This is a genomic window from Flavobacterium sp., assembly GCF_046155325.1.
Classification (GTDB): Bacteria; Bacteroidota; Bacteroidia; order Flavobacteriales; family Flavobacteriaceae; genus Flavobacterium.
Map to the genome: position 1 here is coordinate 1 of NZ_JBJXDQ010000178.1, position 11498 is coordinate 11498.

The window sequence follows — 11498 nt, forward strand, 5'->3', positions numbered from 1 at the left end:
TAATATTTTAAAATACGACACTTTATAACAGTTACTACTTATTTTAGAAGCTAAATAATTTTAGGCTGTAACGTTCACAAAGATTGTTTATTTTTAAAAATTTCCGGCCTAAATTGAGAACGGAAATTTTCATTATATAATTGATTAAACCACATATTCATCGGCAATTTTTAAAGCCTCTGAAATTATTGCTAAACCTTCCTCTATTTGCGCTTCGTTTATCGTCAATGGTGGGGTAATAAATATATATCCCCAGCGAACAAAAGTATATAATCCTAATTCTCTTAGTTTAGCACCCACTTTGTTCATGACCTCCATTTCGGTAGCATTAGCATTAAAAGGAGCTATCAATTCGTAAGGTTTTCTACTTTTTACTAATTCCAAACATCCTAATAATCCTTTATTTCTGAAATTACCCATTGACGGATGTTTCGCTCTCATTTCATCAATTCGTTTTTCCATATAAGCACCCATTTTTTTGGTGTTTTCTATCAAGTTGTCACTTTCATAAATATTAATTACAGCAAGTGCAGCAGCCATAGCCACTGGATGTGAATTATAAGTTAAGCCCAGCCATAAAGGAGAATCTTCATATTTTGCAGCAATTTTATCCGAAACCATCAAACAGCCTAACGGAAGATAAGAGGAAGTCAAGCCTTTTGCCATGCAAATCATATCTGGAATAATGTCGCTATGTTCAAAACCAAACCACTTTCCGGTTCTGCCAAAACCACTCATTACTTCATCGGCAATAAATAGAATTTCATATTTTTCGCATAACGCTTTGATTCCTTTTAAGTAGCCATTTGGATAATGCAAACAGCCCGAAGAACCGCTTTCGCCCTCAAAAACAAAGGCTGCAATAGAATGTCCGCCTTCATAACGAATAATTCTTTCTACCGAATCCAAACTCCATTTTAAACGCGTTGCGTCATCTTGATCGCTTAGTCCATAAAAATCATATGGATCATCTAGATGAAAAATATTAGTTGCTTGTTGTCCGTCCGTGAATTGTTTTCTTGGATCTCCTCCCACTGTCATACTCGCTGATGAGTTTCCGTGAAAGCCTCTATATCTTCCAAAAATTTTGTGTTTTCCGGTATATAAGCGTGCTAATTTTATGGCGTTTTCTATCGAAGATGCACCACAAAGTGTAAAAAACGCCTTATTTAAATTGCCAGGACAAATTTCTGCTAATTTTTTTGCTAAAACAGCACGGATTTCGGTGGTACATGAAGGAGTTACATAACTCACTTTTTGCATTTGCTCCACAACAGCATCCGTAACTCTTTGATCACCATGGCCAATGTTTACAGATATTAAACCACTCGAAAAATCGATGATTTTCTTGCCCCCAACTTCATATAAATAAACTCCCTCTGCTCTTTCGATTGGAATGGGATTTACATTTTTTTGGGCCACCCAAGTAAATAAACTGAATTGCTTACTATCACTTATTATTTGTTCTTTACTTAACATTACATTTAAAATTATTGGTTCAATTTATTAAACAAATAGATCATAACTATGAAGGAATTCGTCTCTTACAAATCCCATTTTATGATACAATCCTTGTGCGATTGTATTATTTTTAGCCGTTCTTAAACGAATTAAATTCGCGTCTAATTCCTTTGCTAAAGCAACAGTTTCAAGGATTAATTTTTCTCCAATTCCATTTTTTCGAATAGTGGAATCAACATATAAATCATTTAAAATTAGTATTTTGGTTAGTAAAACAGAGGAGAATGTTGGGTAAATCAAAGCAAATCCGATAGCTTTGTCTTTGTTTTCATCGTCGAAAGCCATAAATATAATGGCTTCATTGTTTTCTATTCTTTCTTTTAAAAAGGATTTATGCTTTTCTAAATTTGATTTTTTTTTATAAAAAATCAGGTATTTATCAAATAATGGGGTTAACTGATCTAAATCTTTAAGGGAGGCTTTTCTTATCATTTTTTATATTAAATTAGACATAATTTGTTCATCGATATATTTGTTTTTGCTTTTTAGAAAAGTATAATTTTTTAAAATCCCTTCTTTTAAAAAACCAACACTTTCATATAATTGAATTGCTTTTTCATTATTAGTATCCACACTCAATTCAATTCTTGAAACGGATTTGTTTTTGCAAAAATCAATAATTTCCAACATCATTTTTTTTCCAAATCCTTTCCCAAAATAATCAGGATGAATAGCTACTCCGCCTAAATACATAATGTGGTTATTTCTATGTTTTTGCTGGATAAGTTTACACATTCCTATGGTTTCTGAATCTCCTTTATAGAGGTATAAAACATCGTCTTTTAGCAAGTCATTAAATATTGGTATAAAATTTTCTGAATTCATTATTTCGTAAAGCAAATAAGGATTTACTTCTGGATTCATGTATAATTCATATATAAATTTAAAATCGGATGCTTTAACTTTTACTAACATTTAAAATCAATTAAAAATTACGAAACAAAAATTAAAAATTATTTAAAAAAAATACTATTTCAACTCCCAATCATAAATGTGAAGATTTTACTTTTTCTAGCTTAAATCTAAAATCTGCAACCTGAAATCTGCAACCTAGTTTTTAACTCATCCAATTAGTTCCCGCTTCTGGATTCCATTTGGTTGTTGTTTTCTTTTCTTTGGTAAAGAAACCAATAGAACTTTTTCCGGTAATATCGCCAGACCCAAAACGGGATTCGTTCCATCCACCAAAACCAAAAGGTTCTCTTGGAACAGGAACACCAATGTTTACCCCACACATACCAGCCGAAGCATTTTCAGTAACATAATTAGCCAAGCCACCACTTTGCGTAAATACAGAACAAGCATTTCCGTAAGGATTTGCATTTTCAATTGCTAAAGCTTCATCAATCGTTTTGACACGAACAATGGCTAAAACGGGTCCAAAAACTTCCTCTTTTGCAATTCGCATATCGGCAGTAGCGTAATCTATTAACGTTGAACCCACATAAAATCCATTTTCTTTCCCTGGAACAATGGTGTTTCTTCCGTCTAAAATAATTTTCGCCCCTTGTTGTTCTGCTTCCGTAATAAAATTTTCAATCCGTTCTTTGGCGGCTTTTGAAATCACCGATCCTAAAGTGGAGCCGCATTGAATTTTATTTGCTTCGCCAATTAATTTTTCAAGAATGGCATCGCAATCTCCAACAGCAATTAATGTAGCGGCCGCCATACAGCGTTGACCAGAACATCCGCTCATGGAAGCAACAATATTAGAGGAAGCCATTTCAGGATGTGCATCTGGTAATAAAATAATATGATTTTTTGCTCCGCCAAGGGCAAGTACTTGTTTTAGATTATGACTCGCTCTTTGATAAACGATTTTCGCCACTTTGGTTGAACCTACAAAAGTAACGGCATCAATTCCTGGGTGATCGCAAATGTTTTCAACGGTAGATTGCGTCCCATTAATAATATTAAAAAGACCGTCAGGAAGTCCCGCTTCTTTTAATAAACGAGCGGTGAATTGACTGCTGATAGGAACAGATTCAGAAGGTTTTAATATAAAAGCATTTCCTAAGGCTATTGCATTTACAATAGTCCAATGTGGCACCATTACTGGAAAGTTAAAAGGAACAATCGAAGCTACAATTCCAACAGGAATTCGAGTAGAAGAACAGTAAACTCCTTTGCTGACCTCCATGTTTTCGCCGTTTACAAATTGTGGTAGCGAACAAGCAAATTCAGTAAGTTCGATTGCTTTATCAATTTCTGCTTTTGCTTCTCCGTGGATTTTTCCGTTTTCTTGGTATATGATTTCAGTAAGTTCGGCACTATTTTTTTCTAATAATTGTTTGTATTTATAAAAAACTTGTGCTCTTTCTTTCATGGTTACTTTTTGCCACGTTTTTTGCGCTTTTTTTGCAAAAATCACAATCTCATTCAAATCATCCATAGTAGATTCATTGAAATGAGAAAGTTTATTTCCGTCCAATGGAGATATAATTGTATGAATAATAGAAGAACTACCTGTTTTAAATTCTCCCTTGCTATAGTTTTTTACTTCGTCGAATACCATCGTTATTGATTTTATATTTTTTTCAAATATACAATTATTAATAAAATAAACAATATTTATTGTAATTGTGTAAAATATTGTTAGATTTACAAAAAAATTATAGATATATTAATTTATTTGCAATTACAACGTTTGCGTAGATTAATGTTGTTAATGAGTTTAAATGTAACCGATTTAAGCAATTATTATTTACTATTTACTAACCAAAAACCAAATTCAATGAAATCAATGAAATCAATTTCAACAATTATCGGAGTCGCCTTATTATTTATGGCAGGACTTTGTTATTTTATCAATTGGCATGCTTTAGTTCCAGCATTTACCGTTTTAGGAATCGCCATTATTACAAGAAAAGCATTAGAACCTCTAATAATAGGATGTGCAGTAGGATTCCTCCTGTTAGCTTCGCAAGGAGGCTCTAAAGAATGGTTTCCAGAAGGAGAGGGAATGATTTTTCCTTTAAACATGTTTGATGGTTTGTTTTCTTCTATTTCAAGAGATGCTCATGATCAAGGATTAATTTGGGTAATATTAGTATGTATATTATACGGAGCCTTTGTGCAAATGGTGGTGGCCTCTGGTGGGATAAAAGCCGTTGGTAAATATTCTGAAAATCATGTAAAAACTAAAAAGCAATCGTTGTTGATGACGTATTGGTTGAGTTTTTTCTTTTTCTTGGATGATTATTTTAGCGCTTTATCAGTTGGAAATACCATGAGACCAATTACGGATAAATTTGGTGTTTCTAGAGCTAAATTAGCTTTGGTGTTAAGTTTTGTTTGCGTTCCATTAACAATCATATTCCCTATTTCAACATGGACTATTTTTTACGGAACTCAATTAACAGCAATCGAAGGCGGAGTTCTTGATGCTGCAGGACAGGCTATTACAAGTCCAATTGAAGCGTTTATGCACACGATTCCCTATAATTTTTCGGCTTGGATTTCTTTGATTCTAGGCGCCTTGGTAGTTTATGAGTTTATACCTGATTTAAAAGGAATTAAACAATCAGAAGCGGCTGTTGTTATAGAAGAGAAAAAAGAAAAATTGATTAAAAAAGACAAAAAAGAAGGAAAATTGTCCTACTTCATTTTGCCTTTGCTGATTTTGATTTGGGCAACTATATTTCCTTATCCTTGGGATTTTGATTATTGGGGAGGTGGATTTACTTTGTCAATGGATTATATTTTTGGAAGTATCGATGCGTTAAGAGGGATTGCAACGGCATGTGTATTTGTTTATTTGTATTTCTTGCTGTTTAAAATTGTTGATTTCCATAAAATTTCTGATAATTTTGTAAAAGGTCTTGAAACAATAACATTCGTATTGGCAGTTTTAGGGTTCACTTATTTATTAAAGGATGTTCAAAACGCATTAGGATTTAATGAGTTTGTAGCATCGCACTTGCAAGGAATTAGTTGGTTAAATAGTGCAACATTACCCTTTATCGTTTTTGCATTGGTAGCTTGGATATGTTGGGCAACGGGTTCAAACTGGGGAATATATGCCATTCTTGTACCTACAACGGCTATTTTATCAACTCAAGTTCATGCAGATTTTTGGTTAACACAAGGAGCATTGGCATCTGGAACAGTTTGGGGTGCAGCAGCTTGTTTCTTCTCGGACAATAGAGTTTTAACTGCGCAATCATGTAAAGTGGATATGATGAAACATGGGATTTCACAATTTCCATATCAATTAATAATTTTTGTGGCTTCCTCTATAGTATATCTTATAGCTGGGTTTGTATTGTAAATTTATTTGCAAAATGATTTATAAAAATATTTTAGAAAACGAGTTTGTATTACGAAATGCAACTCCCGATGATGCAATTCAAATGGAGTATGTTCAGAGGCATTGTTATCCGACATTACATCAATCGGAGCTATTAACTAGAGATCATTTTATAAATCATATTAAAGTTTTTGCAGCAGGTCAGTTAGTGATAGAAAAAGAAGGCAATATCCTTGCTTCAGCAAGTACTTTCCGATGTTATTTTCCAGAACATGATAGTACTTTTCTAGAAGAGACGGATAATTTATGGATTACCAATGCGCATAAACCGGAGGGTGATTGGATGTACGGAATTGATATGGGTGTTTTGCCAGAATACAGAGGATTGGGACTTTCTACAGAAATGTATAATGCTAGAAATGAAATTTGCAAAGGATTAAAATTGAAAGGGCAAATAATAGCAGGAATGACTATTGGTTATGGAAAAGTAAAAGATAAAATGACCATAGAAGAATATTGTTATGCTCTGGAAATTAATAAATTCTCGGACCCTACGATAACTCCGCAAAGAAAATCGGGTTTTCGATGGATTAGGCCTTTGTATAATTATATAAATGATCCCGATTCAGGATACGCAAGTATACTCATGTATCGCCCAGTAGACGTTGATTTTAGATTGTAGATTGGGTTTTATAATAAATAACTATTAATAATGGCAGATGATATCTGCCGATAAAAAAATAAATTTTAAATAAAATGGGAACTCAAATTAAAAAGGTATCCGAAATTCCTGGACCAAAAAGCAAAGAAATTCTAGCAAGAAGAGCTGCCGCTTTGCCATCTGGTTTAGGAAAATCTACCGAGGTTGTTGTGGAAAAAGCCGAAGGGGCTTTGGTGTGGGATGTAGATGGAAATCAATTAATCGATTTTGCAGGTGGAATCGGAATGGTTAATTTGGGGCATCGACCTAAGGTCGTTGTTGATGCTATTAAGGAACAATTGGATAAGTACATCCATACAGGTGCATTGGTTACGACATTTGAGCCGTATCTTGATTTTGCGGAGATGTTGAATGCGATTACTCCTGGCGATTTTCCTAAAAAGACATTGTTGTCTTGTTCTGGTTCAGAAGCGGTTGAAAATGCTATTTCGGTGGCTAAATATTATACAAAAAGACCGGCTGTAATTTGTTTTGAAGGAGCGTATCACGGAAGAACGATGCTAACACTAAGTTTGACTAGTAAATATGGTTTGTTCAAAAAAGGATTTGGCACTTTTGCACCAGATATTTATCGTTTTCTGTCACCAAATTTATATAGAAAACCCAACAAAATGACGGATGACGAATACATCGATTATTGTATTGAACGTTTTGACCAAAATTTAATTTCTCAGGTTGATCCATCCGCTGTTGCAGCTATAATTATTGAGCCAGTTCAAGGCGAAGGAGGATTTATTCCTGTTCCAAAACGGTTTCTTGAAAAAATCAGACAAGTTTGCGACCAACACGGCATCGTTTTTATTGCTGACGAGGTGCAATCTGGCGCTGGTCGAACTGGAAAATTCCTCGCTATTGAACACACTGGCGTTATACCAGATATTGTTACTATGGCGAAATCAATTGGTTCGGGAATGCCAATAAGTGCCACTACGGGAAAAGCTGAAATTATGGATGCACCGCATTTGGGTGGAGTAGGCGGAACGTATTCAGGAAGTCCGCTTGCTGTTGTGGCCGCGCATGCAACGGTAAAGGAAATTAACACACCAGAATTCTTGGCAAAAGCAACTCATGTTGGGAACATCATAACGAGCCGTTTGTCAATAATGAAAGATAAATTTTCAATCATTGGAGATATTCGTGGAATGGGAGCGATGCTTGTAGTGGAGTTTGTAAAAGACAGAAACACAAAGGAGCCCGATATGGATTTTGCAATGGCTGTAATTAAAAAATGTGTTTCTAATGGATTGATTTTAATTAGAGCAGGATTGTATACTAATTGTATCCGTTTCTTGCCTCCAATTGTAATCACTGACGAACAATTGAACGAAGGAATGGACGTGATTGAACAAGCAATCGAAGACGTTTTAGCCGAAAGATAGCCCCCTAACCCCCGAAGGGGGAATTAGCAACTTTGTATTTAATTTTTTTAATATATTGGAAAACGCAAATCAAAATAATCAGTCTCCAACAGTTCCCCCTTCGGGGGCTAGGGGGCTTTTGTTCAACGCCAATATCATTACTATGGATCCCACTTTGCCTCAAGCGGAGTCGATGGTGGTTAATAGTTTAGGGATAATCGAAGCCATTGGAACAGCGATAGATTTGCGAAATCAATTTGCTTCATTTTCAGATGAAGTTGATTTTCAAGGGCAGACTATTATTCCGGGTTTAAACGATGCCCATATTCATGTATGGAAAATTGGACACCTTAGAACTTACATGCTGGATGTTCGGGGCGTAAAATCTATAACGGAGTTCCAAAAAAAATTAAAAGAATTCGGTATTAAAAATCCAAATTCAGGATGGATTTTGGCTCGTGGAATTAATGAAATGGTGCTGGAAGAAAAACGATTGCCAACTAAAGAAGATTTAGACGAAGTAATTTCTGATAGACCTGTTTTTGTAATTCGAACTTGTGCTCATATTGGAATCGCCAATTCAAAAGCTATGGAAATTTCTAAAGTTGATGAAACCACGGAAGTTCCCTTTGGTGGAGAAATTCGTAAAAACAAGAATGGTAGTTTACAGGGAATTTTTACCGAAAGGGCATTGGGATTAATCATGAACACTATTCCAGCCTTTACATTCGACGAATATAAAAAGATGATTCTCGAAGCTCATAATTATTTGTTAAGCCTTGGAATTACAAGTGCAACCGATCCTGCAGCTAATGAAGATTTATTGGCAGCTTACATAAAGCTAGATCAAGAGGGTTTATTAAAAGTAAGAATGAATGTTTTTCCGCTTCGAATTCCTGATGGAACCGATGAGATTCAGGTTTTACCAGAACGATATGAATCGGAATTTTTGCAAATAAAAACAGTGAAATTCTTTTCTGACGGAGGTTTGAGTTCGGCAACAGCGGCAATCAATGTTCCTTATAAAAATACAGACGGATACAAAGGGGTTTTAAGATTGGATTACGATAAATTTTACAATACAGCCAAAGAAGCCGTTGACAAAGGGTTTTCAGTAGCGACACATGCCATCGGACACCAGGCTATCGATTTGACTTTGAAAGTGTATCGTGATTTATTCAAAATCGACAATACTTTAAAACACAGAATAGAGCATGTTGGATTTTTATCCAATGAAAATATAAAGGATTTTCAGGCAATGAATATGACGGCAGCAATGCAACCCATATTTATTTATGAGTTGGCGAATAATTTCAAGAGTACTTTGTCCGATGCGTTGTTAGAGGTGGTTTATCCGTGTAAAACAGTTTTGGATAATGGAATAAATTTGGCACTATCTACAGATGGGCCTGTGGTGAAAGAAATAAATCCATGGGTTAATATGGAAACTGCGGTAACCCGAAAAGCGATGGATGGAGCTGTCATTGGCGAAAGCCAAAAAATAACTTTTCAGCAAGCGTTAAAAGCCTACACCATGGGAAGTGCCATTGCTGATAATTTAGAAATTATAAAAGGAAGTCTTTCTAAAGGCAAAGTAGCTGATTTTGTTGTTTTGGATGTAAATCCATTTGAGTTAGAAAACGTTTCTAAGGTAGGAACCAATGAAACATGGATAAAAGGAGAAATTAAATATAAGAAATAGTATATGGTTATTAAAACCCAAAACCTAAAACCATAAAAAAATGAGTGCATTAGACGACGATTTAGATTACCAAATATTGACCTTGCTTCAAAAAGATGGCAGAATGTCGTTCACCGAAATATCGAAAGAAATAAATGTTGCGGTAAGTACAATTCGCCATCGTTATATCAATTTGGTCGAAGATGGAACGTTGAAAATAATTGGCAGAATTGACCCTAACAAAATTGGATTCAATGCCTACGCGAGCATAATGATTTCGGTAAAACCCAAATCACATATGAATGCCATTTTAACTTCTCTGACTAAGTTGCCCGAAATTAGTTTTTTGGCAACTGTTTCAGGAGATTATGATATCGAAGCCAATATGATGTGTCGGGATATGGAGCATCTCAATGATTTTATTGCCAATGAAATCCATACTTTGGAGGGTGTTTTTGACACTAAAACAAATATGTACATGAAAATCCATAAGTTTTCACAACCCGATTTAAAATCAGCAAAATTATCAAGAAAGTAACAATGAACAATACGGATAAATTATACGAAAGAAGGAAAAAAAGTGTGCCAAACGCACTCGGAATTTTCAATCCATCGAGCATTCAGTCTGCAAAAGGGGCACTAATTATTGATGCTGACGGTAGAGAATTAATTGATTTTGCAGGAGGAATTGGAGTTAATAATGTAGGACATAGCGTGCCAGAAATTATTGAAGCGATTCAAAAGCAAGCCGAAAAATTTATTCATGCTTCGTTCAATGTTTCTGTTTATGAGCAATATATGGACTTGACCGAAAAATTGTGTGAGATATTTCCACATGGTGATGCGACTAAAGCCATGTTGACATTGTCTGGTGCAGAATCGGTTGAGAATGTGATTAAAATTGCACGTGCCGTAACAGGAAAAGCTGCAATTATTTGTTACGACGGCTCTTTTCATGGTAGAACAATGATGGCAATGACTTTGACATCAAATGTGAAATACAAAGAAGGTGCCGGGCCTTATGCACCGGAAGTTTATAGGTTAGAATATCCGTATTATAAACCGAGCATGAATGCCAGAATGACTCAGGACGAATTTGATGATTTGATGATTATGAAGTTGCATAAAACTTTTTCGTCAACGGTTTCTGTAACTCAAACCGCAGCCATAATAATGGAATTGGTTCAGGGCGAAGGTGGTTTTACGGTTGCCTCCAAAAAGTATGTGCAGTATTTACGTAAATTTTGTACTGAAAATAACATCTTCTTGATTTTTGATGAGGTACAATCTGGTTTTGGACGTACCGGAAAATGGGCAGCTTATGAGCATTATGATGTGACACCGGATTTATCGACTTGGGCAAAATCAATGGGTGGCGGAATGCCCATAGGTTGTGTTATTGGCAAAGCCGAAATTATGGATGCCATCAAACCAGGACTTATTGGCGGGACTTATTTGGGTGGACCATTGAGCTGTGTGGCTTCATTGGCAAGTATTAATTATATGCAAAAAAATAATATCAATGCCGCTGGAGAAAAAGTGGGCAAGATAGTTCGTGAGAAATTCAATCAATGGCAGGCTGAATATCCAAAAAACATTACTGATGTTCGTGGATTGGGAGCCATGTTGGCCATCGAATTTTCAAACCCAACAACTGGAATGCCAGATGGAATTTCGACCAAAGCAATTGTGGATAAATGTTTGGCAAAAGGATTAATTATCATCACTTCTGGAACCTACGGAAATTGCATCCGAATATTAAGTCCTTTATTTATTGAAGATGAAATATTAGAAAGAGGCTTGGCTATTTTGGAAGAAACTATAAAGGAAGTGATATCATAAATTTTAAAATCCGCAATAATCCGTGTTTTCGCTTTTGCGAATCCGTTTTATCAGCGTACAATTTTTAACAAACAAAATGAGAAAACAATATATAAACGGAGAATGGTGTGACGCAATGGATGGCGC

General features: G+C 35.2%; 10 protein-coding genes. 6 read left to right on the top strand and 4 right to left on the bottom strand.

Going from position 1 to position 11498, the window contains the following annotated elements; all coding sequences use genetic code 11:
* Positions 1-144 precede the first annotated feature (144 nt).
* The 4 genes from ACKVOD_RS12125 to mmsA all read right to left on the bottom strand — a co-directional run bounded on the left by ACKVOD_RS12125 (position 145) and on the right by mmsA (position 4036).
* Positions 145-1479 carry an aminotransferase class III-fold pyridoxal phosphate-dependent enzyme gene (locus ACKVOD_RS12125; protein ID WP_409209731.1) on the bottom strand — a complete coding sequence of 445 codons (1335 nt, stop codon included), beginning with the start codon at positions 1477-1479 and terminating at the stop codon, positions 145-147.
* Between the two features lie 27 nt (positions 1480-1506).
* Positions 1507-1953: a GNAT family N-acetyltransferase gene (locus tag ACKVOD_RS12130; protein ID WP_409209732.1), complete on the bottom strand. Its 447-nt coding sequence runs from the start codon at positions 1951-1953 to the stop codon at positions 1507-1509.
* Between the two features lie 3 nt (positions 1954-1956).
* Complete coding sequence (locus ACKVOD_RS12135; RefSeq protein WP_409209733.1) at positions 1957-2436, bottom strand: GNAT family N-acetyltransferase; 480 nt, start codon at positions 2434-2436, stop codon at positions 1957-1959.
* A 142-nt stretch (positions 2437-2578) separates the two neighbouring features.
* The gene (mmsA, locus tag ACKVOD_RS12140; RefSeq protein WP_409209734.1) at positions 2579-4036 is read right to left on the bottom strand and encodes a CoA-acylating methylmalonate-semialdehyde dehydrogenase; all 1458 of its coding nucleotides are present in this window, start codon (positions 4034-4036) and stop codon (positions 2579-2581) included.
* Between the two features lie 219 nt (positions 4037-4255).
* On the opposite strand from mmsA, the gene ACKVOD_RS12145 reads away from it, so the two are divergent.
* From ACKVOD_RS12145 to ACKVOD_RS12170, 6 genes are all read left to right on the top strand, one after another.
* Complete coding sequence (locus ACKVOD_RS12145; protein WP_409209735.1) at positions 4256-5791, top strand: Na+/H+ antiporter NhaC family protein; 1536 nt, start codon at positions 4256-4258, stop codon at positions 5789-5791.
* Positions 5792-5804: 13 nt separating this feature from the next.
* Positions 5805-6452 carry a GNAT family N-acetyltransferase gene (locus tag ACKVOD_RS12150; protein WP_409209736.1) on the top strand — a complete coding sequence of 216 codons (648 nt, stop codon included), beginning with the start codon at positions 5805-5807 and terminating at the stop codon, positions 6450-6452.
* Positions 6453-6526: 74 nt separating this feature from the next.
* The gene (gene gabT, locus ACKVOD_RS12155) at positions 6527-7870 is read left to right on the top strand and encodes a 4-aminobutyrate--2-oxoglutarate transaminase (RefSeq protein WP_409209737.1); all 1344 of its coding nucleotides are present in this window, start codon (positions 6527-6529) and stop codon (positions 7868-7870) included.
* A 55-nt stretch (positions 7871-7925) separates the two neighbouring features.
* Positions 7926-9551 carry an amidohydrolase gene (locus ACKVOD_RS12160; protein WP_409209738.1) on the top strand — a complete coding sequence of 542 codons (1626 nt, stop codon included), beginning with the start codon at positions 7926-7928 and terminating at the stop codon, positions 9549-9551.
* A gap of 40 nt (positions 9552-9591) precedes the next feature.
* A complete protein-coding gene (locus ACKVOD_RS12165) occupies positions 9592-10068 on the top strand; it encodes an Lrp/AsnC family transcriptional regulator (protein WP_409209739.1) in 477 nt (158 codons plus the stop codon).
* A 2-nt stretch (positions 10069-10070) separates the two neighbouring features.
* On the top strand, positions 10071-11372 hold the full coding sequence (locus ACKVOD_RS12170) for an aspartate aminotransferase family protein (protein WP_409209740.1): 1302 nt from the start codon (positions 10071-10073) through the stop codon (positions 11370-11372).
* The last annotated feature ends 126 nt before the right edge of the window (positions 11373-11498 follow it).